The following is a 23,366-nucleotide window of genomic DNA, read 5'->3' as shown; positions in this document are numbered from 1 at the left end:
CTATCTACAGACGGTTTAATTTATGGTCCAAAAAAGGGATTTTGAATGAACTGTTTCGCGCATTATCTCGTGATGCGGACATGGATTGGGTCTTCATTGATGGCAGTATTGTCAGGGCTCATCAACATAGTTGCGGTGCAAGAACTGCTGACAATGAATCAATTGGAAAGAGCCGAGGTGGAAATTCTACGAAAATTCATCTTGCAGTCGATAGCGGAGGGTTGCCTGTTTATTATGAATTATCCTGTGGAAATACGCATGATATCGTCCATGCAGAGTCACTCGTAGCTAATTGCCCAACAAGTAATATGGTTGTCGCAGATAAAGGCTACGACAGTGAAAAACTGAGAGCGTTTGTTCGTGATAATAACGCTACACCCGTTATTCCACGTAAGGGCAACAGTTTAGTAGGCAATGAAGATATTGACTGGTGCATGTACAAATATCGGCACTTGGTTGAGAATGCATTTGGCCGTATTAAGCAATATAGAGGGATAGCCACGCGGTATGAAAAGCTTGAACGAAATTATCATTCAATGCTCGCTTTAGCATTTACTATGATGTGGCTACCAATGTGGGCTGATTGATATATGTACTACAAAGATCAACAGCCCCTAGTTCAGCATTTCATTCAAGCAAATTATAGTAAAACACTGAATGTTTCTGTGCTAGCAGCTTTGGCCTGTATGAGCGAGCGAACATTTCTTCGACAATTTACCCATGCCACAACATTAAAGCCGATACAGTATATTCAAAAAATAAGAGTGCAAAAGGCATGTGAGCTATTAGAATCGACCACTCACAGTTTTGAGCGAGTGGCTCTGAATATTGGCTATGACGATGTTAACAGTTTTCGCAAAGTATTTATTAAGATAATCGGATTAAGCCCTACGGCGTTTAAAGAAAGATTTGTTTGAATAGATAGTACCAAAGGGAAGAATCATTAATTACCGTTGTATTCTCACTTCACTATTAAAATAAATGGCTATTATTGTAAATATTGAATTAAAGGTATAAAACTTTCATCTTTATACTTAGCAAACTTGTTGCACACGCTTAATAAAGCAAATGAAGCGCTTAACCAGTATTTTGCACTACAGGGTTATGCGCTTCATAAAATGGACGAATAAAAGCTTTATTTAGTAATTACTTATCGTCACTAATACGACTTGCTACTGCGCTGTTTTGATCTTTATATTTTGCATCTTTACGGATGTTGTATGGGTTTTCACACGGGCCCGATAGCATTTCAAAGCTCATAGCACCAATTTTCATCAGTGGGCGAAGCGCCAGTGGTAATTTACCTGAGTTGTAAAACTCTAAAACAATATTACCGCTCCAGCCTGGGTCGATTCGGTGCGCAGTTACATGCACCATTAAACCTAAACGCGCAAGCGATGAGCGCCCATCTAACCACCCTACTATGTCTGCTGGCAGAGTTACTTTTTCGTGCGTTATAGCAAGTGCGAGTTCACCTGGGTGTAAAAAGAATGCTTCACCTTCATCAAGCACTATTTCTTCACTCATGATTGATTCCATGGCTTTATTTAGCTGATCTTTTGGACCACTTAAATCGACGTATGCTGCATTATGCGCATTAAAAGTTCTGAATTTATTACCTAATCGCAAATCGGCAGTTACGCCTGAAATCATGTCACTTGTTGGCGCAGGCTCAATAACAATGCGACCATCGCTTAGGTATTCATTAATATGTGTGTCTGAAAGTCTCATTATTTATTAATCTTCTGTAATCACAATTTCAATTGCATTGTGATGCTGTTGATAATAGAGCGTGCTGGCTATAAGCCTCGCTGCTGCGCTGTATGTTTTGCTTATCGCCGCGTCGTTATCGTTGGCAATAAGTTTTCCTTGCTCAGAATACTCGCGTATATCTATTGCAAGTGGAATATGGCTAAGTACGGGTACGCCGTGCTTGTGCGCAAGTTTTTGTGCGCCGTCTTTACCAAATACGTGGTTAGCTTCGCCGCAATGGCTGCAAATGTAATGGCTCATGTTTTCTATTAAGCCCAGCACTGGCACGTTTACTTTATTAAACATGGCAATGCCTTTTTGCGCATCGGCAAGGGCTAAGTCTTGCGGCGTAGTGACAATAACAGTGCCGCTCGCTGGTACTTTTTGGCTCATTGTAAGTTGAATATCACCAGTGCCCGGTGGCATATCTACAATTAAGTAATCAAGCTCGCCCCAATCAGTCTCGTTAAGCAATTGGCTAAGCGCGCCTGAAGCCATTGGCCCGCGCCATACGGTGGCGTCATCGCTTGGGACTAAAAAGCCAATTGACTGCGCTTTAATGCCGTTTGCATCAAAAGGCTGTAGCTGTTTGTTATCTTTAGTGACGGGCTCTGCACCCACCAAGCCTAAAAGCATTGGAATAGATGGGCCATAAATATCAGCATCTAAAATACCGACCTTTGCGCCTTCGTTTTTAAGGGCACCCGCCAAGTTAACAGCAGTAGTCGACTTACCTACTCCGCCTTTGCCTGAGGCAATAAGCACAATATGTTTAATCGCCTTAAACTTAGCTGCCTCTTTAATGATAACCTTGGCGCTAATTGTTACAGGCACATTTAAGCTTTCACTTACGTGCTGCTCCACTAAAGGCATTTCTGATTGCCCAGCAAATGGCAGGGTTAATTTAATGTGTAGTGATTTATCGTCATTTTGAGTAATAGTATTAATGAAGCTTTCGTCAATACCGACGGCAAAAGCCGCACTACGATATGCCGCTAAGGCAGTAATAATCGGTTGTTTTTGCACCGATTTAGAAGAGAATAGTTTCGACAGTCCAAACATAGCAATTAAATAGCGTTTCTTTGATGAAAAGTGCCACGGAATTATGTAACATTCAGGGCATTAACACCAGTCAATTAATAAAAATCCATGAGCTGTGCGCACTCTAAGCAGATAGCTTGTAGATAAATTAATGATAATTGCCGTTTGTATAATAAAAACGGCGTTTTATCCTCAATTCGGAATGATTATGACGCAGCGAAAGATCCTGATTACCAGCGCATTACCTTATGCAAATGGCCCTACTCACTTAGGTCATTTATTGGAATATATTCAAACTGATATTTGGTCACGTTTTCAAAAACTACAGGGCCACGAAGCTTATTATGTTTGCGCAGACGATGCCCACGGCACACCAATTATGCTTAATGCGCAAAAGCAAGGGATCACGCCTGAAGAAGCGGTAAAACAAGTGAGCATAGAGCGCCAACGCGACTTTGCTGACTTTAATATCAAATTTGATAACTACCACAGCACACACAGCCAAGAAAATAAAGAATTAAGCGAGCTTATTTATAACCGGCTAAACGATGCCGGTCATATTAAAAAGCACACTATTTCGCAATTATTCGACCCTGAAAAAGGTATTTTCTTACCCGATCGTTTTGTAACAGGTACTTGCCCAACGTGTAAGTCTGAAAACCAAAACGGCGACAGTTGTGATTCATGTGGTGCTACATACAGCCCTACAGACTTAATCAACCCACGTTCTGTAATGTCGGGCGCTGAGCCTGTACTTAAAGATTCTGAGCATTACTTTTTTGACCTACCAGCATTTGAAGGCATGCTAAAAGAATGGCTACACTCGGGCACTATTCAACAAGAAATGGCTAATAAGCTAGATGAATGGTTTACCGATGGCCTGCAGCAATGGGATATTAGCCGCGATGCACCTTATTTTGGTTTTGAAATTCCAAATGCACCGGGCAAATACTTCTACGTTTGGTTAGATGCCCCTATTGGTTACATGGCGAGCTTTAAAAACCTGTGTGACAAAACAGGCATCAACTTTGATGAATTTTGGGCTGAGGGTTCAGACGCAGAGCTTTATCACTTTATTGGTAAAGACATTATCTACTTCCACAGCTTATTTTGGCCAGCAATGCTAGAAGGCGCTAATTTTAGAAAGCCAACTAACGTATTCGCTCACGGTTTTGTCACTGTAAATGGCGAAAAAATGTCTAAATCGAAGGGCACGTTTATTAAAGCGCGTACTTATTTAGATAACTTAAACCCAGAGTACTTACGTTACTACTACGCAGCAAAATTAAGCAGCGGTATTGTTGATCTTGATTTAAACCTAGAAGACTTTGCACAGCGCGTAAATTCAGACCTAGTAGGTAAAGTAGTCAACATAGCGAGCCGTTGTGCTGGCTTTATTACTAAAAAGTTTGATGGCAAGCTAAGCAGCACTATTATGCAACCAGAGCTTTTAGCTGAATTTCAAGCGGCTTCACCTAGCATCACAACACATTTCGAGAACCGCGATTACAGCCGCGCAATTCGCGAAATAATGGCGCTTGCCGACAAAGCAAACCAATTTATTGATGGCGCAGCACCTTGGGTATTAATTAAAGATGACACTAAGCAACAAGAAGCACACGAAGTGTGTTCTCTTGGTCTTAACTTGTTCCGCGTTTTAATTACTTACTTAAAACCAGTGCTACCAGAAATGGCCGACAACGTACAAGCATTTTTAAATGACGACCTTGCATGGGACGGCGTTCAAAATGCTCTCGTAAGCCACCCTATCAATAAATTTAAACCGTTAATGCAGCGTGTTGAAATGGATAAAGTAAATAAAATGGTTGAAGAATCTAAAGAAAGCTTAGCGCCAAAAGTAACTATTGACCCTAACAGCCCACTTGCAAAAGAGCCGATTAGCGACGAAATAGAATTTGATGACTTTGCAAAAGTAGACTTACGCGTAGCTAAAATTGCTAAAGCAGAGCACGTAGAAGGCGCTGATAAACTACTTAAGCTAACACTTGATTTAGGCGGCGAAACTCGCCAAGTGTTTGCAGGTATTAAATCAGCTTACGCACCAGAGGATCTCGAAGGTAAGTTAACCGTTATGGTCGCTAACCTTAAGCCTCGTAAAATGCGCTTTGGTATGTCTGAGGGCATGGTATTAGCAGCAGGTCCTGGCGGAAAAGAAATTTATATTCTTAACCCAGATGACGGCTCAGAGCCTGGTATGCGCGTAATGTAATATTACTCATACAATAAAAAACCGCTGATACATCAGCGGTTTTTTTATGGGCAAAAGCAATGTTTAGTCGTATATTCAATACGAATGCCTCTGTATTAAATAAAGTGAATTGTAATTATGACCCAAATTTTATATGCCAACAGAATAAAACTAAGTAGCCAAATAAAACAACACAAATTAGTCGCCATACTGCGCTTAAAGCAACAAGGTGATGTAGCACCATTAATTGATTGTTTAGTTAATGCGGGCATAAACGCACTCGAGATCACGTCAAATACACCGGGCTTTGAGCAAGAAATAGCAAAAGCTCGTGCAGCTCATAAAAACGCACTTATTGGTGCAGGCACAATAATTAACACCACCCTTGCTCAGCAAGCAATTGATGCAGGCGCGCAGTTTATTGTAACGCCAAATACCAACAAATCGGTTGTCGAACTTGCCCACCAGCACGGGTTACCAGTATTAATGGGCGCGCTAACACCTACCGATGTAGCAAATGCAATTGAATATAAGGCAGATATTATTAAGGTATTTCCTGCGGGCAGTATGGGCGTTGGTTACTTTAAAGCATTAACAGGTCCATTTTCAGAAGCACAATTAATACCTGTTGGTGGTGTGAATTTAGATAATTTATCACAATGGTTTGAAGCAGGTGCTTGTGGCGCGGCAGTAAGTGGCGATTTTTGTAAGGTATTAAATACCGAACAAGAGCGTAGCCACCTTACCAAGCTTGTAAAAAACTATATAAGTAAACTGCCTAAATAGGCAGTTTATTTTATTTATAAAATAGCCAAATGTGAGCTCATAAAATTTGATTGGGCGCTATACAAAATTAATTACTACTAATTAATTCAGCTTTTTCAATACGCGATCTTTTCTTGGTAGGTAATAATTATCGTAATCAAGTGACACTATAACGCGCTCTGCTTTTCCTAATAACTCGTTACGCGGAATTAAACCTATTACACGCGAGTCAGCGCTATTGTCGCGGTTATCGCCCATTGCTAAGTAATAATCATCAGGAATTGTAATTGCATCAAACCCCGATAAACGTGAAGGAATATTTGCCACTCTTATCGAATGCTCTAATCCGTTTAAATCTTCAATTTTATCAAGCGAGTCTATGTTGCTTCGCTGATCTGCATAATTAAGTTTTTTACCATTAATAATGAGCTCATTATTTTCAAGCGCAACGGTGTCTCTTGGCACACCAATTACACGTTTAATTAAACGGTTATCGGCAGCTTGTGAATCAAAAACAATAATATCACCAGCTTGTGGATCCGCTAATTTAAGTAATTTTATGTGCGTAAATGGGACGCGAATATCGTAGGCCATTTTATCGGTAAGTATTCTGTCACCTTCTTGAATGGTCGGTTTCATTGAGCCTGTTGGCACTTCGTACCAATCGGCAACAGCGCTTCTAAATACGCTCATCAGTGCAATAAATACGATAAGAGAGCGGTTATTTTTCCAAAACTTATAAACTAATTTCATGCCTATTCCCTTCAATTGAACAAGTCTTTAATTGAGTAACTATTTATATGACTTTGCTAATTAGCTGCAGTTCAATCAATGATGTAACAAAACATGTTGACTACTAATTTTAATTGATCGATTAAATTTAGAGCGTCGTAACATTTAACGAAACCAACGGGTATTAACTTAAAGGAAAATAAAATGTTTAAGAAAATTACTACTGCATTATTGTTTACAACTGCAAGCCTTGGATTTACTACAATGGCTTATGCTGATCATCATGGTATGAAAAAAGACGTTGTTGAAGTAGCCGTTGAAAATGGTTCGTTCACTACTCTTGTTGCTGCTGTTAAAGCCGCAGGTTTAGTTGAAACGCTGCAAGGTAAAGGACCGTTTACTATTTTTGCACCAACAGATGCTGCATTTTCTAAATTACCTGAAGGCACTGTAGAAATGCTACTCAAGCCTGAAAACAAAGACAAGTTAACGGCGGNCAGCCGATGTAATGAATGTAGACAGTGCGAAAACACTACAAGGCCAATCAGTTATGGTTAAAGCCGACAGCATGGGCGTAATGATAAATGACGCTAAAGTTGTAAAAGCTGATGTAAAAGCAAGCAACGGCGTAATTCATGTTATCGACACAGTACTACTTCCAAAAGAGTAGTCATAAAAGAATAAGCCAAATAAAAAAGCATAAGTAAATACTTATGCTTTTTTATTGTTTTATGTTTTATCACATAAAAAATTATTGATTTAGTTTTTCTTTCGCTTCTTTTACTTTTTCAAAATCTAAACCAAGTTCGTCAGTCGCTTCTTTAATAAGGTGCGGTTGAGTCATTACGACTGCCATTAGTTGCTGTAGTTTTTCTGGCGGAATACCAAGCTCTTGAACAAGCGCCATTGCCATCATTGGGTTTTGAGTAAACGCTTCAAACAATGCTTTTACTTTTTCGTCGCTTACATTGTTCTCTTTAAGTATTGCTAGTATTGGATTCATTATTAAACCTTAAGTGTTTTTTTATAGGGCTTAGTATATGGGCTAAACCCTAAAATTAAAGAGTTACTCTACAAGTAAAACAACTTTACCAGCATTTTCATTACGCTCTAAAATAGCATGAGCTTCGTTTGCGTCGCTCCAAGGCAATATTTTATACAGGTTAAAGTCGTACTTTTTAGTGGCAATATCATTGTAAAAGCGTGCTACAAAGTCGTCGCGCACCTGGCGTTTAAACTCAATACTACGATTTCTAAGCGTTGAGGCATGAAACGAAATACGTTTGCGTAAAAGCGCGGCAAAATCAACTTCTGCAAAACGTCCATCTAAAAATGCAAGCATTACAATTTGGCAATCCATCGCTGCAATAGCGGCATTTTTATTTAAGTAACTCCCCGAAACAGGATCTACAATTGCATTTGCTGTTAACTCATTTGCTTTCATATATTCTACAAAGTCGGTAGTTTTGTAGTTAATTGCATGATCGGCACCGAGTTCTTTTGCGTGTTGGCATTTGTCATCCGTACCGGCAGTAATAACTACGGTAGCACCTGCGCTTTTAGCCATTTGAATTGCGGCACCGCCCACACCACTAGCACCTGCATGAATGAGCGCTGTTTGCCCTTTTTGCAATTTACCAAGCTCAAATAACGCGCCAAATGCTGTTAGGTACACTTCGCTTATTGCAGCGCCTTCAGCCATTGTTACATCATCGGGTAATTCCATAAGCTGCTTTGCATCAACGGCTACATATTCACTGTAAGCGCCACCAGAACACAAGGCAAAAACACGCTTATTAAGCCAAACTCTATCAACTTTACCGCCAATATCGCTAACAACACCGGCACATTCTAAACCTAAGATAGGGCTATCTCCCGCAGGGGCCGGGTATTTACCTTGGCGCTGCATACTGTCTGCACGGTTTACACCTATTGCTGCAACTTTAACAAGTACTTCATGGCTCTTTAAAACCGGCTTTTCGGTTTCACTAAATGCAAGATTACCATCTTCATGAGAAATATATTTCATTGTTGCTCCAAGTTTAAAAACTGTAATAACATATAGATGGGGATGAACACAGATTCAAACAACCTCAAAAGCGCCAACTTTGTTTGTAAGGATAAACATCGGGTAGATAACCATTGTGTACTTGTTGCTGACAACCTTGCCAAAACGTCGCTAAAAACAAGTTACTGTGCTCATTATTAAAATAATTAAACGCAATCTCGTTGGCGCTAAAAAACACCTTAAATTGGCTCGGAAATATATCGTTTTCAGCTATATCAAAATACGAGTTACTACTTAGCTCTTCAAGTGCATTTTGGGTTTGTGGCACCTCTCTAAAGTTGCAATCGGTTAGTGGGCAAATTTCGTCAAAGTCGTAAAACACCACTCGCCCCCATCGCGTTACGCCAAAGTTTTTCATTAGCATGTCGCCCGGAAATATATTAGCACCGGCTAATTCTTTAATTGCTTTACCGTAATCATGCATAACTCTCTCTAAGGTTTTGTTATCGCATCGGGTAATATATAAATTAAGCGGGGTCATTTTACGCTCAACATAAACGTGCTTTAAAATAAGTGCCTTGCCAGATATAACCATGCTGCTGCCAATTTGGCTTTTCATCTGCTCAAGCAGTTCATCGCTAAAACGGCTTAAATCAAACGCTAAATATCTAAATTCGTGTGTGTCTACCAAACGACCAACCCTATCGGCTTGTTTTACAAAGTTATACTTTTCTTTCACTTGTGCTTTGGTGGCTGTTTTTGGCGCACTAAATTTGTCTTTAATTACTTTATAAACGTAATCTAGCCCTTCAATAGTAAATACCAGCATTACCATACCCGGCGTACCTGGCGCTTTAACATACTTGAAGTTGGCTGGGCTATTTTTAGTCGTATCGACCTTATACCGATAAAACTCAGTTTTGGCGTGCTTTATAAAACCAATGGCGTTAAATAACTCAAAGCGTTGTTTGTGTGGGATTAATACACTTAGGTAATCTACATAACGTGCGGGCTTATCGGTATCAACCATAAAATAGGTGCGTGCAAAGCCAAATAATAAACTTAATTGATCGGCGCCCATCATTACAGCATCAAGCTTTAGTCCCTCATCGGTATTTAAAATAGCGATAGCAAAAGGCATATTGTCGCCATTTTTAGCAATGCAGCGCCCAATTAAATAACAGGCTTTGTTTCTAAAAAATAATGAGTTGGCGTATTCAATATACCCGTCATTTAAATTTATAAGTTCGTACACCTGTTTGCATTGCTGCTTAGCGCCTTGCATTAACGTACTTTGTAAAGTGGCTACATCGCGTTCTAACTGGCTAAACGGCACTCTAAATACTTGATTAGTGATAAGCGTTTTAACGGCATTATTAAACCCATTATGTAACGACACCCTACTCACTAAGCTTTCATAAGAGCGCGGCTCACTACGATACTTTGCTTTTAATACAAACAAATGCACAGTACGAATTTTTTTATCGTCCCAAATTGCGCCAAACGTTGAGTTAAAAAAGGTATGCGCAATAGGTTTATTTTCGTGATTTTGTACCATATCGCCATAAATATTTTTAGCTAACTGCCACGTTTGCGGGCAAGTAAGTTCAGCGTAAGCAATTACTCTCACGGCTTCACTCACGTTTTTTACTTCGCGTTCGTAAACCTGTAAACGTTCACGCATAGCACTTTGCACACTGTGGTATTGGCGTTGTTCAAAACGGCTTTGTGCACCCAGTGTAATATTTAAAAATTGCGAAAACATTGCCTCAAATCCTGCAAAAACAGATCGTGCAAGCTTCCTGGCTACAACATGTTGTAGCGCATTATTCGATTGATTTGTTAACCTATTTTGCATAAATACAGCACTTATATTGATGCCAGTTATGGCGGTTATTTTTTATTAATGGTTTACACCTTAGCAAGCAGGCTTTAATTTAGGTAATTAATAAAGCATATAAATAGAATTTATTGGGCGTATTGACCTTTCGAGGTTAATTTTGCAGCCGTGTATTTGGTTTTTAAGCAAGGCAAAGTACATGTAGTGTGGTGACTCCCCATAAATGTACTTTAACGCTGCATAAAGGCCAAATACACACTGCCCATAGGGTTCTTTCTAGGGACGATTAACTCTTTGTTACTCGATTTTTACTTAGCCCACTAGGTGGCAAACCTCGCGCCGCGATTAAATCGAACCTAGATTGAACAAATTTCAATCCTGAAAGGCCAACACGCCCATATGAATATAAGAAATGTCGATCTCAACCTTCTCGTTTATTTAAATGTGTTAATAGATGAGAAAAGTGTTTCAAAGGCTGCCAATAAACTCGCGCTTACGCAACCGGCTATGAGTAACGCATTAAAACGTTTACGCGATTTATTTGACGACCCGCTACTTGTGCGTGCCGCAGGCTCTATGACACCAACAGCAAAGGCACTTGCATTAAAGCCTGAAGTGGAGGCGCTCTTAAAAATGGCCGAAGCAATTACGCAGCCTAGTGATCAATTTAACCCTGCAACCGCAGAAGTTACGTTTAGAATAATGGCAAACGACTACATAGAGTCGACCTTAATAGCCCCTTTTATAACCGCGCAGCTTAGTAAAAGTCCTGGCATTAATTTTGACGTATTAAGCCCAAGCGACGTTAACCTGCAAGACATGGAAAAAGGCACTATTGATTTAGCAATAAACCGCTTTAATGGCCTACCACGCTCGTTTCATCAAGCCAGTGTTTGGCGCGATAATTACTGTTGTTTAACCCATCCTAAAAATACATTTTTACACCAATCAGGGTTAGAAGACTACTTACAAAAAGAACACATTTGGGTAAACCGTGCCGGCTGGGGGCCAGAGGCCGCTGTTACTAATAAATCGGGAAAGCAAAAATTAGGCTGGGTAGACGAAGCGCTTTGGCAGCTAGAACAAACTCGTAAAATTCGTGTGTTCACTCGCCACTATATGGTTGCAAGCCTGCTTTGCCAATCAGAACAACTTATTGCCACACTACCACGCAGGCAGGCTAAGTTATTAGCTTCTCATACTGATTTAGTAATCAGCTCTGTGCCATTTCAAATAGTGCCTATTGAGGTAAAAATGATATGGAGTCCACTGCTACACCATGCGCCAGCACATCAATGGTTAAGGCGTGAGTTGTTAGCATTTGCTAAAACGATTGCAGATAGGTAATTTATTATTTTCATCACACCAAGCATCGGAGATTTCACTGTCGCGCATGGTGTTCAGCTTTACTTTTTTGTAAAAAATATAATGATAAACAAACTTAATAATAAGAATAACGATACTGCAAATAAAATTTTTGCTGTATTTCAAAAATCCTATGCTATTGAGGCTAAACTGATCGGCGCGCTTAACTTTCCTCCCCTGACGCGTAATGTTAAAGGTATAAAAAAGTCAGAAACAACCTTTTATAGCTACAGCGAAAATGAATGCTTAGCAGCAGTTATTGAAGTAGATATAAACAACGAGTGTCTAGATATTTGTAGTTTAACCGTTGACCCTAGCTATTTTAAAAAGGGTATCGCAAGTAAGCTAATAAATTATGTTTTAGCAATGGATGATTTATCTCATGCAATAGTGGAGACTGCGGTTGCTAATACTCCTGCAATAAACTTATATAAAAAGCATGGTTTCGTGGAATTTAAAAGATGGACTCCTTCACATGGTATTGAAAAGCTGGCTATGTCGGTCGTAATTTAAATCAGTATTTTAAAATAGGTAATTTATAAATGGATAGTGCATCAATAATTGCATGGAGTGTTTTATTTGGTGGCATAGGTATTGGATACCTTACTTACGGGCGAAGAAAAAAAGCCGTAGTACCACTTTGTATTGGTTTATCGTTATTAGTGTTTCCGTACTTTATGACCAGTGTAAGTATGTTGCTTATTGTAGGCGCTATTTTAGTTGCCATTCCCTACTTTGTTAAAATTTAACATTACTACTGTTATTGCTAAGGCTAAATAAAATACACGCGAAAAATAAAAAAGCGCCATGGTATTCAACTTTGGGAAAATACCATGGCGCTTTTGGGGTAGTAGAAATACGAATGTACCTACACTGTATGATTTGCAAGCTTAGTACCAACTTCATGAAATAATTAAAGTTCAATAAAAACAATTAATTAATATATCTTCTCGATACCTCTATTGTTTCCCTTGTTCCAGTTTTGTGCACGCTGCCACAAATTTGCACCAAATTAATTGGCATTATTTAAGGTTGTTTCAGCATTCTATTAACCATTAAATCTTATTATTGATAAAATCAATATCAGTTATTGAAAACAACAATTTTATTAATAATACACTTAGCGCTAGAGTGAAGTTAAGCCAACAAACTAAGAGTAATTATTATGACAACAACTTCTTTCACACGCCAAGATGGATTATTCATCGATGCTAACTTGCATCAGTTCATTGAAGAGCAGTTATGCACTAAAGCTAACACCACTGAAACTTACCAAGCATTAGCTACTTTAGTTGATGAGTTTGGTTGTAAATGCCGTAAAACAAAACATCAACCAGATGATGTATTAGAAGTTGATACATTATTAAATGCATACCAACTTAAAAATCATCCACTTTGCCATGTAGATGCACAAACTACGGAAGCCGTTTTAGACGAATATTGCTGCCAGGTTCCTGCAATTATTGTTGTTGCGTTAATGGATACGCTTAGTGGTACACAGTGCGATGAACCCCAAGCACATGAGATTTACCATCGTGCAGCGCAGTTAACCAACCGCCCTTGTATGCACAGAGTAAAAACTGCCTCAGCAGCTTAATAATGGATGTATTTAAAAGTGCTCGATGACCTTCTTTGCAAAGCCAGTACAAGTTAAGGTTGTCGAGTTATGAATACTTGAGTTATCGCTCTGCTCTTGCGCTAAATCAAAGGTTACTTCACCGCTTTTAAATGTTTGCTCTAACGCATTTTCTATGAGTAATGCGGCCTCGTCCCACCCCATAAATTTAAGCATTAATACCGCACTTAAAATACTACTACTGGGGTTTGCTTTATTTTGCCCTGCTATACGTTCAAACGTGCCATGTGTAGGCTCAAAAAATGCGACATCGTTATTTAAATTTGCAGCGGGCATTATACCAACACCACCAACTTGTGCACTGAGCATATCCGCTAAAAAGTCACCATTTTGGTTAGTAGTCACCACTACATCAAATTGCTCTGGATGCATTAAACATTGCTGCAGCATGTTGTCGGCTATGACTTCTTTAATAATTAAGGGTGCTTGGTGTGCTCGCTCTATTTGCAACCAACGCCCATTTTCATGTGCGGTGGCATTAAACTCGTTTTGTGCAAGTGCAAACCCCCAACGCTTAAATGCACCATCGGTAAATTTAAGTACATTACCTTTGTGTACTAGCGTTAATGATTCACTATCGTTTTTAAGTGCATAGTTAATTGCAAAGCGCATTAGTCGCTCAGAGCCTTCTTTAGATATATTTTTAATACCAATTCCGCACTCTTGTGAAAACCTTAGGCGGGTTACGCCCATTTCCTCACATAAAAAATCGAGCATTTTTTCGCTCTCTACACTGCCTGCTTGCCACTCAATACCTGAGTACACGTCTTCGCTACTATCACGAAGCACTGTTATGTTTGTTAAAAAAGGGTTTTTTAAAGGAGAAGGGAGTGCACTAAAACCTTTTATAGTGCGCATATTTACAAACAAATCCATTTCTTGCCTGAGTGCGACATTAAGAGATCGAAAACCACCACCTAGTGGTGTGGTTAACGGCCCTTTTATGGCAATTTTACAGGCACGTACCGCGTTAATTGTTTCTTGTGGAAACCAATCACCGTCATACAGCTTTGCGGCCTGCTCGCCATTATAAGCCTGCATCCAATGAATTTTCCGTGCGCTTTTATAACAATGCTCAATTGCACTATCAACAACATGGCGCATTACCGGCATAACATCTAGACCCACGCCATCGCCATCAATAAAAGCAATGATAGGTTCTAACGGTATTTGCCAGTGTCCTTGTGCATCAATAGTGATATTTTGGCCGTGCTCAGGAACTTGAATATGCTGATACGTCATGGCTAAACCTAACTTAAAATAACGATTAATTGATTAAACCATGCTTAGCTAGGAGTGTCTGTATTTGTACTTTTATAGTTACTATCATTTTAAAAAATAAAGAATTAGGCGTGATTATTTATCCATTTAGTTGGTCTTGTATATTAGAATTTTCGTACCAATTATTAAATTACAGTGGAGCATTTTAATGAAATTCTTTTTTGTACTGCTACTATTAATCAGCTCTTTTAACGCATTAGCCGTTGAAGTAGTCATACATAACCTTAGCTCGCTCTCAAGTAATGCTCAAAATACTGTGTCTATATGGGTTAATCAAAGTTTTGAAAAAACACAAAATACACTGGGACCTTTAAAACAAACCACATTGCCTATTTATTTAAAACCGCAATACTTTGCTTTTGAGCCTGTACCTTGGGCTACAGTTAAGCGCAATAACCCTGATGGGCTTGAACTACATATAGATCGCTATGCCAGTTTAAATGCATTCACTAAAGATTGGACGCTATACCATGAGCTTTCGCATTTATATTTGCACTACTTCCCTACTCCGGTTTTTGGCTTAGCGAGGGTTTTGCCAGTTATATGCAAAACGTAATAATGCGTGACAGCGGTATAATTACCCAGCCGCAATTTGTACAACGTTTAAATGCAGGATTTGATCGTGCCCGCCTGCAAACTAAAACTAAAACACAGCCACTTAATAAGCTCTCTGCCGATATGTGGAAACAACGCGCCCAGCAACGTGTTTATTGGACGGGTGCGGCTTTTTTTGCACAGGCCGATTTGAAGCTACAAAAACAAGGTTTATCTGTCGCGGGTATAATAAAACAGTATCAAGTATGCTGTAGACCCGCTCGCTCTAGTGCTAAAACCTTTATAAAAGAGTTAGATAAGCTATCCGGTAGTAGCGTTTTTACAACGCTGTATGCAAAATATAATACCCGCACCGATTTTCCTGATATTAGTAAAGAGCAGCTAAACACGCTTTAACGGCTGCTCTGTTTTATATAGTTACTATATTCAACAAGCCCTTGCGCGTTAAAATTGGTTGAGTACTCGTTCATAAAACCATGCAAAAAATTGGTTTTATAGCACTTAACATTCGCTTTGGTGCTTAAAGCTTTAATAACTTCATCAACATTAAAGTGACTCTCACTTGCTGGAAATATAAACTCACAGGGTACTTTTGCGCTTAAATTTAAATTATGTCTAATTTGCGACGGATAAAAGCCAATTAACTTTTTAAGGTGTGTATTGCCTGTTAATAACTGTGCCCGCCATGCTGCACTTGCCCCTGCACTAAAAGCAATACACGTCGTTGGCAATTTTAAACTCTCAAAGCATTTTTGAAGTTTGTCGGTGTATTTATCATGGCCACACTGCTGTATAAAATTGTTGTAACTATCTTGTTCACTTTCAATAGCTTGATACTTGTTATTGTAAGGGTCAACAATCACTAAATTTGAACTAATTGCGTGTGATAACCTCCTTAAAGCAGGGGTTAAACCATAAATATCACTCACTATTAGGTAATTCATACTTATCCTTTGGTAACTAAAAATGGGCTTTGTAAGCAGTTGATAAGATTTATTATAAATATTTTTACAAAAATAGCTTGCACACAATTTATATATAAGTTACCTTCCCTCTCTGGTTTAAAGAAACCGCCGCGGTTAACCATTTACCCTGATCCAGTAAGCCCCGCAAAACGTATATTTGAAAGCTAAGTTATTGTACGGCGAGAACCCCTTGAATAATACCGAGATGATTTTTTACTATCATCGCAAAAGTGTCATAAAGATCGTCAACACTGTAATGAAGCTAAACACAACATCGTTAATTTATTAACTGCAATTTGCTATAAAAATATAGCGCAGAATAAATAACAAGAATAAAGTGAGTTTTATTATGTCTTATAAATATAATGGGTCTATGATCCAAATCGCACATCCAGTGCAATCAATTTCAGTAAACAAACATCGTGTAATCTTTAGTGATACACAAGGTTTAAAAAATGCATTGTTTCAAAAAGCGAGTGATGCACGCCAGTTTGTTAAGTGGCTAAAAGCTAACTAAGCAACACATAACTTTAATTGCCCTTTTATTATTGCAATTATTGATAAGATATTATGCCAGCCTTGTTGCTGGCATTTTACTTTTTAGCTCTTTATTGGTTACAATAGTTTTACAATAATAATTACTGGCAGCTGTTGTAATGCTCCGTATATTTTTAACTTTCTTACTTTTTTTCTGTCTGAGCTCAATAGGCAATGCTAGAACCATAAACTGGCTAGCGCACGATTTTGCACCCTATTATATTTTAAATGGTCAATATCAACACCAAGGCCGTGACGAAAGCATAATTTATTTACTTGAAAAACAACTTCCTAATATTACCTTTAACCGCATGCTTATCCCCTCAGGTAAGGTAATCCAAGAGCTATCTAATACTTCAAATAATGTTTGTGCGTTATCGCTTTATAAAAATGATTACAGAAAAGAGCATATTTATTTTACAGAGGAGAGCTCAACAACGGGCCTCTCGCCTTCAATAGCAATGCACAAAAGACTCGCCAAAGCGCTAAATATAGCGGAATCAAAAGAAGTATCACTACTCAATTTAATACAAGATAAAAAACTAACTCTTGGGATCTCTATGAGCCGCTCTTATGGCCAAGAGATAGATACATTGATAAACAGTACGCCTAATATAGATTTAGTAATTAGACCCACTCGCGATAGCCTAGCGAGCCTCACATACATGCTTAACCTAAAACGAATTGATATTTTGCTGGGTTACCCAAGCGAGCATTACTATTTAGCAAAATCAATGCACTTTGAAGAGAACTTAACGCAGCGTCCATTAACCGAATCACCCGCGTTAAGTTATGGTTTTATTGGCTGTACTAAAAACGAGCAAGGCGCAGAAGACATTGCTATTCTTAATGAGCAGCTTAAAGTTATTAAAAAAACGCAGGCTTATAATGATTTACTCATGCGCTGGTTGCCCGAGCATTTAAGGCCGCTATTACAGTCACGTATTAATAGCGCAAAATAAGCAAATTCGAAGTCGCTTAATTTGAGTTTCTGTTAAGCAAAAAAAACGCCACAGTAAGTGGCGTTTTTATATTTAATAATGGTATTACTGACGAACGCCTTCTATTGATAAAATAATATCAACATGAGTAGATGCAGGTCCTAAGTTGTAATCAATACCGTAGTCGGTAAGTTTAAGGCTGGTTTCGCCTTCAAAACCTACGCGGTATCCACCCCACGGATCTTTCCCTTCGCCCACTTTATCTATTTCAAAGGTAATAGTTTTAGTTACGCCATGCAGCGTAAATTCGCCGGTTACGTCGGCCTCTTCACCATTTTCATCAAATTTAATGCTGGTGCTTTTAAATGTCGCTTTTGGGTATTTATCCACATTTAAAAAATCTTTACCGTGTAAGTGCTTATCGCGCTCTGCATGGTTAGAATCAAGGCTTGTGGTGTCAATATTTACCATAATTTTTGATGCATCAGGGTTTTTAGCATCATAACTAAATGTGCCGTCAAAAGTATTAAAACGACCATATAACCAGCTGTAACCTAAGTGTTTAATTTTAAAGTTAACAGATGCGTGCCCGCCTTTTGTATCAATTACATAATCAGCTGCATTAGCGGCTGNNNCTGTTGCCGATAACATCATTGCAGCCGAAACGGCTGTGCTTACTAATAATTTTTTCATTTTAATCATCCTTTAATGGTTTGATCATTCTGATTAAGGTTTTATCTTTATCGATAAAGTGATGTTTTAACGCCCCTAGTGCATGCAATACTGCAAACCCTATTAATGTGCACGCGCCGTAATAATGTACTTTTCCTGCAATATCGGCTTGGTCATCAAAAGCAAAATCAAGCGCTGATACGTTAAATAAGGTAAACACTTCTATTGGACGTCCGTCTGCGGTTGATATTAAATACCCAGCAACAACAATAACGGCCAAAATAATATACATAACAATATGCGCGGTGTGTGCTAATTGGTTCATACCTTTACTTTCACCTAAGGGTTTAGGTTGTGTAGATAAAGCACGCCATAAAATTCTAAATAAAAATACGGCCACAAGCGTAATACCAATGCTTTTATGTAAATCGAGCGAGCCTTTATACCAGCTATCGTAATAAGTAAGCTCAACCATATATAAACCTAAACCAAACAGGCCAAAAATAGTCAACGCCATGAGCCAATGTAAAATAATGGCGACAAGTCCGTAAGATGAAGGTGTATTTTTAAACATGTGTAACGTCCTATAATGCTATGACGTTACAATATAGTGCATAGCCGTAAATGAAAATAACATTTACAAACACTTTACGTGCGTATAAGCACAGAACTTTGATAATTAAAGTCAGTTTTAGAAGTTGAGGATTAAACAGATAAGTTTATAGGGTGGATTGCTCGCTCAAGCTGACATAAATTAAGCTCTCTGGGCTTACTTGCAAACAAGTAACAAGTCCTTCTTTAATGAGCTCAAGCATGGCTATAAAACTAACCACCACACCACTACGCCCTTCATCAGGCGTAAAAAGCGCATTAAAAACCACTGCTGAATTTGCTTTCGATAGCTGTTGTAATATTTGGCTCATTCTCTCTCGGGTTGAGAGTACTTCGGCAGTAATTTGATGATGTTCAAACGTTTTTGCTCGCGCCATAACATCACTCAACGCCAGCATTAAGTCTTTAAGTTCAATATCAGGGAGGTTTTGACTTGTGTCTTCATTTATTGGCATAGCGGCATGCGCTATAAAAATATCACGCCCAACACGGGGGATATCATCGAGGTTTTCGGCGGCTTTTTTAAATAACTCATATTCTTGCAGGCGTTTAATAAGCTCAGCGCGAGGGTCTTCTTCCTCTTCAAGCTCTTCGTGAACAGGGAGTAATAAGCGCGACTTAATTTGTGCAAGTAACGCAGCCATTACTAAATATTCGCCGGCAAGTTCGAGTTGAAACTCGGTCATCATTTCAACGTAACTTACATACTGCTCTGTAATACTAAAAATAGAAAGATCGAGCACATCAAGCTTATGCTTTTTAATTAAATAAAGCAGTAAATCGAGAGGGCCTTCAAAGGTTTCTAATATTATTTCGAGCGCATCGGGCGGAATATATAAGTCTTCTGGTTTATCTACAACCGCTTTACCATGCAAAAAAGCCAGTGGCAACTTTTGCTGCACTGGCTTTTCATTACTTTTTGTATCAGCAGTACTTTCGCTCACTTGTTATTACTCAAATGGGCTTGTATCACCACAGCCAACACGTAGTATTTTAACTTCATCTTCTGACAAATCGATTACCGTGGTTGCTTGCTCGGCTAAGTGGCCACCGTGAATAATTAAATCGACGTGTTTATCTAATCGCTCTAATATTTCATCAGGATCTGATTCTGTAAACTGCTGACCTGGTAAAATTAAAGAACACGACATTAACGGCTCACCAAGTTCGGCAAGTAACGCACAGGCTATTGGGTGCTCAATTACACGCATGCCAATGGTTTTTTTCTTGTCGTTTAATAAACGTTTAGGGACTTCTTTTGTGCCTTTAAAAATAAAGGTATAAGGCCCTGGCGTATTATTTTTAATGAGTCTAAATAGCTGGTTATCTACGCGTGCATAAGTAGATAACTCCGATAAATCACGACAAACTAGCGTAAAATTATCGTTTTTTTCAATACCACGAATACGCTCTATGCGCTCTTTGGCTTGCTTATTACCAATGTTACAACCGATGGCGTAGCCCGAATCTGTTGGGTAAACAACAACCCCGCCTTGTTTAATAATATCAACGGCTTGACTAATTAGTCTCGGTTGCGGGTTATCAGGATGAATATGAAATAATTGACTCATGTTAATGCCCCTTCTTCTCCTTCCCAAGCTTGCCAAACACCTTGGCAATCTTTTGGTAGGTATAAATTTTTGCCAAGCTCTAAATAGCTTGTCGGAAAATGAAAATCAGACCCTTGCGAGCAAAGTAGTTCGTACTCACGGCTGAGTTCACCTAAAAATTGACGTTCGCTTGGCGCCTGTTGAGGTTGTGCAACTTCCATTGCGTCCCCTCCTACACTTTTAAATTCTACTAATAATTTGCGTAGCCACTTGTTTGACATTTGATAGCTACTTGGATGCGCTAGTACAGCAACACCACCAGCGGCATGTATGGCCTCAATAGCGGTTTGCATGGTGCACCAGCAACTTGGTACGTAGCCTGTTTTGCCACGCCCTAAGTACTTTTTAAAAACACCCGGGAAATTTTTAGCAACACCGCGCTCAATAAGGGCGCGTGCAAAATGTGCACGCGTTATTTGCGCGTCTTTTGCCAGCTCTTTAGCTTGCTCGTAAATGCCATCAAAGCCATTTTTTGTAAGGCGAACACCAATCTCTAGTGCACGCTCTTCTCGCTTTTGCTGCTGAGCTGATAATAAAGAGGTAAGGTCAATATTATTAATATCAATATTTAAACCTACAATATGAATTTCGAAGCTTTCCCATTTAGTAGACACTTCGGTACCCGTTATTAATGAAAGCGGTAAGTTTTCGGTTTTAATAAATTGCTGCGCAGGCTTAATAGCCGCCACAGTGTCATGATCGGTAATAGCAAACACATCAATATTTTTATCAACAGCGCGATGCAATAATTCTTCAACCGTTAAACGCCCGTCTGAATGTGTGGTATGGCTATGTAAATCGTATTTTATCAAAAGAAAACTGCTTAAAATTAAGGGTTACTGGTGTTTATGTAAGTATAACAACTTTTTTGACTAAATTGTTTTAAATAAACACTTGACACAAAAGCATAAGATACGTTTTACTGTAGCCACTTTCAGACACATTAGAATTAACAATAATGATCAATTCAAACTTAAACACTATTTGGTGGTGGCACTCGTAATTGTCGGGTGATGAATTGTCGTGTCTAGCAAAAATTCAAAACCCGCAACTATGCGGGTTTTTTTATAACTAAATTTTACGAAACGTTTTATATTATAAATATTTAATAAATATTGAGGCAGAAAAACATGAATAACGGTCTTACTCTTACACATCGTTGGTGGTGGCGCTTGATATAGCGGGACGGTAATGATCTGTTTGTAATTTAGATATCGTTATTCAAGCCCCGCATTGCACAGCATTGCGGGGTTTAATTTTTTGAGGGAATGAGGTTTGATTTTTAGTCATATAACTACCACACCAGGCGAAGTAACAAGCATTACGCAAGTACGCGACTATATTAGTAGTCCTCTTGCATTATACGCGGCACTTGATAAGCCTAACTCACTACTGCTTGAATCGGCTGAGATTGATTCTAAAGACAGTGTAAAAAGTTTAATTTTAGTCGACTGTGCATTGCGCATTGTATGCCAAGGTAAAGCAGTCACTATTACTGCTCAATCTAATAATGGGCAACAGCTACTTAGCTACTTGCAGGCAAATGTTAAAAGCTGTGATGCCACTTTAGACGGCGCAACACTTACCCTGTGTTATTTAGACACTAGCGGCGATACTGACGAAGCGAGTAAACTAATTGCAGATAACGCATTTAGCGCTCTGAGAACTTGTATTAACAGTATTAAAAGCACAACTAACAATCCATTTTCGTTATTTTTAGGCGGTGTATTTGCCTACGATATGGTAGCAAACTTTGAGCAGTTAAGTGATGTACCTGATGGCGAAAACACCTGCCCAGATTACGTATTTTATTTAGCCGAAACCTTAGTTGTTATTGATCATCAAAAACAAACAACCGAACTCATTGGTAATGTATTTAACGGCCCAGACGTACACGCTAACTGCTTTGAAGTAGGTAAAGAGCTAGAGCGCTTAAATACGCTGTGCGATAACGCTTCAGAATTTAGTGCGGATATGCAAAGTGGACAATGTGAGGTAAGCGTTGATATAGACGATGACACATACTGCGAGCAAGTAATTAAGCTTAAAAAGAATATTGTAGACGGTGATATTTTTCAGGTAGTGCCATCGCGTACATTTTCACTACCTTGTCCTGATCCTCTGCACGCTTATAGCCAGCTTAAAAAGCAAAACCCAAGTCCGTATATGTTTTATATGCGCGATGAAGACTTTGCTTTATTTGGCGCATCGCCTGAATCAGCACTTAAATACACAGTGCAATCTCAGCAAGTTGAAGTATACCCAATTGCTGGCACTCGCCCACGTGGCAAATTTGCTAATGGGCAAATAAACCCAGACCTAGACAGCCGCATTGAACTTGAACTTAGAAACGATCAAAAAGAGCGCGCCGAGCATTTAATGCTTGTCGATTTAGCCCGTAACGACGTAGCACGTATTAGTGTTGCAGGTACTCGTTTTGCCAAAGAGCTATTAAAAGTAGACCGTTATTCACAGGTAATGCATTTAGTATCACGCGTTGTTGGCACACTAAAACCCGAGCTTGATGCACTGCATGCTTACCAAGCTTGTATGAACATGGGCACGCTTGTTGGTGCACCAAAGGTTCGTGCTGCTGAGCTTGTTCGTCAAACTGAAGGTAAGCGCCGTGGCAGCTATGGTGGCGCAGTAGGTTACTTAACCGGTGATGGCGCAATGGATAGCTGTATTGTTATTCGCTCAGCTTTTGTTAAAAATAACAAAGCGTATGTGCAAGCAGGTGCCGGTGTGGTGTTTGACTCAGATCCTATTTCAGAAGCAAACGAAACTCGCGCTAAAGCACAAGCGGTTATCACCGCCATAAAATCTACGTATAAGGCGGTATAAA

General features: G+C 39.1%; 24 protein-coding genes and 2 pseudogenes. 13 read left to right on the top strand and 13 right to left on the bottom strand.

From position 1 onward, the window contains the following. Together L655_RS0103895 and L655_RS0103890 are read left to right on the top strand one after the other, a co-directional pair. Window positions 1-587: IS5 family transposase (locus tag L655_RS0103895; protein ID WP_024603875.1), on the top strand; the 587-nt coding region annotated here is incomplete at its 5' end. 3 nt (window positions 588-590) lie between these two features. Beyond that, window positions 591-917, top strand: coding sequence for a helix-turn-helix domain-containing protein (locus L655_RS0103890; protein ID WP_024604164.1), 327 nt, complete (start codon window positions 591-593; stop codon window positions 915-917). A gap of 229 nt (window positions 918-1,146) precedes the next feature. Here the strand turns inward: L655_RS0103890 and dcd are convergent, their stop codons facing one another. Both dcd and apbC read right to left on the bottom strand, forming a co-directional pair. After that, window positions 1,147-1,731 (bottom strand): dCTP deaminase, encoded by a 585-nt coding sequence (gene dcd / locus L655_RS0103880; RefSeq protein WP_007582539.1) that lies wholly within the window; start codon window positions 1,729-1,731, stop codon window positions 1,147-1,149. A gap of 6 nt (window positions 1,732-1,737) precedes the next feature. Next, the gene (gene apbC, locus L655_RS0103875) at window positions 1,738-2,814 is read right to left on the bottom strand and encodes an iron-sulfur cluster carrier protein ApbC (RefSeq protein WP_024604163.1); all 1,077 of its coding nucleotides are present in this window, start codon (window positions 2,812-2,814) and stop codon (window positions 1,738-1,740) included. A gap of 187 nt (window positions 2,815-3,001) precedes the next feature. On the opposite strand from apbC, the gene metG reads away from it, so the two are divergent. Further along, window positions 3,002-5,023, top strand: a complete 2,022-nt coding sequence (metG, locus tag L655_RS0103870) for a methionine--tRNA ligase (RefSeq protein ID WP_024604162.1) — start codon at window positions 3,002-3,004, stop codon at window positions 5,021-5,023. Between the two features lie 117 nt (window positions 5,024-5,140). Beyond that, entirely contained in the window at window positions 5,141-5,788 is a 648-nt protein-coding gene (locus L655_RS0103865) for a bifunctional 4-hydroxy-2-oxoglutarate aldolase/2-dehydro-3-deoxy-phosphogluconate aldolase (protein ID WP_024604161.1), read from the top strand. A gap of 81 nt (window positions 5,789-5,869) precedes the next feature. Here the strand turns inward: L655_RS0103865 and lepB are convergent, their stop codons facing one another. After that, the gene (gene lepB / locus L655_RS0103860; protein WP_024604160.1) at window positions 5,870-6,520 is read right to left on the bottom strand and encodes a signal peptidase I; all 651 of its coding nucleotides are present in this window, start codon (window positions 6,518-6,520) and stop codon (window positions 5,870-5,872) included. Window positions 6,521-6,703: 183 nt separating this feature from the next. Here lepB and L655_RS01000000125005 point away from each other — a divergent pair. Further along, a pseudogene (locus tag L655_RS01000000125005) lies at window positions 6,704-7,169 on the top strand (fasciclin domain-containing protein). 81 nt (window positions 7,170-7,250) lie between these two features. Here L655_RS01000000125005 and L655_RS0103850 read toward each other — a convergent pair. The 3 genes from L655_RS0103850 to aceK form a co-directional block, all read right to left on the bottom strand. Beyond that, a complete protein-coding gene (locus L655_RS0103850; protein ID WP_024604159.1) occupies window positions 7,251-7,502 on the bottom strand; it encodes a DUF2999 family protein in 252 nt (83 codons plus the stop codon). Window positions 7,503-7,565: 63 nt separating this feature from the next. Further along, window positions 7,566-8,528, bottom strand: coding sequence for a zinc-binding dehydrogenase (locus L655_RS0103845; RefSeq protein ID WP_024604158.1), 963 nt, complete (start codon window positions 8,526-8,528; stop codon window positions 7,566-7,568). Window positions 8,529-8,592: 64 nt separating this feature from the next. Beyond that, window positions 8,593-10,365 (bottom strand): bifunctional isocitrate dehydrogenase kinase/phosphatase, encoded by a 1,773-nt coding sequence (aceK, locus tag L655_RS0103840; protein WP_024604157.1) that lies wholly within the window; start codon window positions 10,363-10,365, stop codon window positions 8,593-8,595. Between the two features lie 381 nt (window positions 10,366-10,746). On the opposite strand from aceK, the gene L655_RS0103835 reads away from it, so the two are divergent. From L655_RS0103835 to L655_RS0103820, 4 genes are all read left to right on the top strand, one after another. Next, window positions 10,747-11,694, top strand: coding sequence for a LysR family transcriptional regulator (locus L655_RS0103835; protein WP_024599361.1), 948 nt, complete (start codon window positions 10,747-10,749; stop codon window positions 11,692-11,694). Window positions 11,695-11,775: 81 nt separating this feature from the next. Next, the gene (locus L655_RS0103830; protein ID WP_024604156.1) at window positions 11,776-12,225 is read left to right on the top strand and encodes a GNAT family N-acetyltransferase; all 450 of its coding nucleotides are present in this window, start codon (window positions 11,776-11,778) and stop codon (window positions 12,223-12,225) included. 29 nt (window positions 12,226-12,254) lie between these two features. Next, window positions 12,255-12,461: a hypothetical protein gene (locus L655_RS0103825; RefSeq protein WP_007582523.1), complete on the top strand. Its 207-nt coding sequence runs from the start codon at window positions 12,255-12,257 to the stop codon at window positions 12,459-12,461. A gap of 416 nt (window positions 12,462-12,877) precedes the next feature. Beyond that, window positions 12,878-13,309, top strand: a complete 432-nt coding sequence (locus tag L655_RS0103820; RefSeq protein WP_007582519.1) for a hypothetical protein — start codon at window positions 12,878-12,880, stop codon at window positions 13,307-13,309. Between the two features lie 12 nt (window positions 13,310-13,321). Here L655_RS0103820 and icd read toward each other — a convergent pair whose 3' ends face one another. Next, window positions 13,322-14,590 (bottom strand): NADP-dependent isocitrate dehydrogenase, encoded by a 1,269-nt coding sequence (gene icd, locus L655_RS0103815; RefSeq protein WP_024604155.1) that lies wholly within the window; start codon window positions 14,588-14,590, stop codon window positions 13,322-13,324. A 187-nt stretch (window positions 14,591-14,777) separates the two neighbouring features. Between icd and L655_RS1000000128470 the strand changes: the two are divergent. After that, window positions 14,778-15,580, top strand: a pseudogene (locus tag L655_RS1000000128470) (hypothetical protein). Here the strand turns inward: L655_RS1000000128470 and L655_RS0103805 are convergent. After that, window positions 15,577-16,128, bottom strand: a complete 552-nt coding sequence (locus L655_RS0103805; RefSeq protein ID WP_024604154.1) for a hypothetical protein — start codon at window positions 16,126-16,128, stop codon at window positions 15,577-15,579. The pseudogene L655_RS1000000128470 and the gene L655_RS0103805 overlap by 4 nt on opposite strands. A 370-nt stretch (window positions 16,129-16,498) precedes the next feature. Between L655_RS0103805 and L655_RS1000000127505 the strand changes: the two genes are divergently transcribed. Both L655_RS1000000127505 and L655_RS0103795 read left to right on the top strand, forming a co-directional pair. Beyond that, entirely contained in the window at window positions 16,499-16,666 is a 168-nt protein-coding gene (locus L655_RS1000000127505; RefSeq protein ID WP_002961566.1) for a hypothetical protein, read from the top strand. 139 nt (window positions 16,667-16,805) lie between these two features. Beyond that, on the top strand, window positions 16,806-17,648 hold the full coding sequence (locus L655_RS0103795) for a transporter substrate-binding domain-containing protein (protein WP_024604153.1): 843 nt from the start codon (window positions 16,806-16,808) through the stop codon (window positions 17,646-17,648). A gap of 84 nt (window positions 17,649-17,732) precedes the next feature. Here the strand turns inward: L655_RS0103795 and L655_RS0103790 are convergent, their stop codons facing one another. The 5 genes from L655_RS0103790 to L655_RS0103770 form a co-directional block, all read right to left on the bottom strand. Continuing rightward, on the bottom strand, window positions 17,733-18,320 hold the full coding sequence (locus tag L655_RS0103790) for a YceI family protein (RefSeq protein ID WP_024604152.1): 588 nt from the start codon (window positions 18,318-18,320) through the stop codon (window positions 17,733-17,735). A 1-nt stretch (window position 18,321) separates the two neighbouring features. After that, the gene (locus L655_RS0103785; protein ID WP_024594560.1) at window positions 18,322-18,873 is read right to left on the bottom strand and encodes a cytochrome b; all 552 of its coding nucleotides are present in this window, start codon (window positions 18,871-18,873) and stop codon (window positions 18,322-18,324) included. A gap of 145 nt (window positions 18,874-19,018) precedes the next feature. Beyond that, window positions 19,019-19,855, bottom strand: a complete 837-nt coding sequence (locus tag L655_RS0103780; RefSeq protein ID WP_024594559.1) for a ScpA family protein — start codon at window positions 19,853-19,855, stop codon at window positions 19,019-19,021. A gap of 6 nt (window positions 19,856-19,861) precedes the next feature. Further along, entirely contained in the window at window positions 19,862-20,482 is a 621-nt protein-coding gene (locus tag L655_RS0103775; protein ID WP_002961576.1) for an L-threonylcarbamoyladenylate synthase, read from the bottom strand. Continuing rightward, window positions 20,479-21,333, bottom strand: coding sequence for a PHP domain-containing protein (locus L655_RS0103770; RefSeq protein WP_024604151.1), 855 nt, complete (start codon window positions 21,331-21,333; stop codon window positions 20,479-20,481). Before L655_RS0103770 ends, L655_RS0103775 begins: the two co-directional genes overlap by 4 nt. Window positions 21,334-21,796: 463 nt before the next feature. On the opposite strand from L655_RS0103770, the gene L655_RS0103765 reads away from it, so the two are divergent. Then, window positions 21,797-23,365 (top strand): anthranilate synthase component 1, encoded by a 1,569-nt coding sequence (locus L655_RS0103765; protein WP_024604150.1) that lies wholly within the window; start codon window positions 21,797-21,799, stop codon window positions 23,363-23,365. The last annotated feature ends 1 nt before the right edge of the window (window position 23,366 follow it).

The sequence above is a fragment of the Pseudoalteromonas sp. TAE79 genome, from assembly GCF_000498015.1.
Classification (GTDB): Bacteria; Pseudomonadota; Gammaproteobacteria; order Enterobacterales; family Alteromonadaceae; genus Pseudoalteromonas.
Note: the sequence above shows the minus strand (reverse complement) of the source record. Positions and strands in the feature narration are given on the sequence as shown.

Bases quoted from the DNA above. Each gene is read 5' to 3' on its own strand.
- apbC (WP_024604163.1), bottom strand. From the start codon at position 2,814: ATGTTTGGACTGTCGAAACTATTCTCTTCTAAATCGGTGCAAAAACAA.
- L655_RS0103865 (WP_024604161.1), top strand. From the start codon at position 5,141: ATGACCCAAATTTTATATGCCAACAGAATAAAACTAAGTAGCCAAATA.
- L655_RS0103845 (WP_024604158.1), bottom strand. From the start codon at position 8,528: ATGAAATATATTTCTCATGAAGATGGTAATCTTGCATTTAGTGAAACC.
- L655_RS0103785 (WP_024594560.1), bottom strand. From the start codon at position 18,873: ATGTTTAAAAATACACCTTCATCTTACGGACTTGTCGCCATTATTTTA.
- aceK (WP_024604157.1), bottom strand. From the start codon at position 10,365: ATGCAAAATAGGTTAACAAATCAATCGAATAATGCGCTACAACATGTT.
- L655_RS0103825 (WP_007582523.1), top strand. From the start codon at position 12,255: ATGGATAGTGCATCAATAATTGCATGGAGTGTTTTATTTGGTGGCATA.
- L655_RS0103795 (WP_024604153.1), top strand. From the start codon at position 16,806: ATGCTCCGTATATTTTTAACTTTCTTACTTTTTTTCTGTCTGAGCTCA.
- L655_RS0103820 (WP_007582519.1), top strand. From the start codon at position 12,878: ATGACAACAACTTCTTTCACACGCCAAGATGGATTATTCATCGATGCT.
- L655_RS1000000127505 (WP_002961566.1), top strand. From the start codon at position 16,499: ATGTCTTATAAATATAATGGGTCTATGATCCAAATCGCACATCCAGTG.
- L655_RS0103890 (WP_024604164.1), top strand. From the start codon at position 591: ATGTACTACAAAGATCAACAGCCCCTAGTTCAGCATTTCATTCAAGCA.
- L655_RS0103775 (WP_002961576.1), bottom strand. From the start codon at position 20,482: ATGAGTCAATTATTTCATATTCATCCTGATAACCCGCAACCGAGACTA.
- dcd (WP_007582539.1), bottom strand. From the start codon at position 1,731: ATGAGACTTTCAGACACACATATTAATGAATACCTAAGCGATGGTCGC.
- L655_RS0103850 (WP_024604159.1), bottom strand. From the start codon at position 7,502: ATGAATCCAATACTAGCAATACTTAAAGAGAACAATGTAAGCGACGAA.
- L655_RS0103830 (WP_024604156.1), top strand. From the start codon at position 11,776: ATGATAAACAAACTTAATAATAAGAATAACGATACTGCAAATAAAATT.
- icd (WP_024604155.1), bottom strand. From the start codon at position 14,590: ATGACGTATCAGCATATTCAAGTTCCTGAGCACGGCCAAAATATCACT.
- lepB (WP_024604160.1), bottom strand. From the start codon at position 6,520: ATGAAATTAGTTTATAAGTTTTGGAAAAATAACCGCTCTCTTATCGTA.
- metG (WP_024604162.1), top strand. From the start codon at position 3,002: ATGACGCAGCGAAAGATCCTGATTACCAGCGCATTACCTTATGCAAAT.
- L655_RS0103805 (WP_024604154.1), bottom strand. From the start codon at position 16,128: ATGAATTACCTAATAGTGAGTGATATTTATGGTTTAACCCCTGCTTTA.
- L655_RS0103835 (WP_024599361.1), top strand. From the start codon at position 10,747: ATGAATATAAGAAATGTCGATCTCAACCTTCTCGTTTATTTAAATGTG.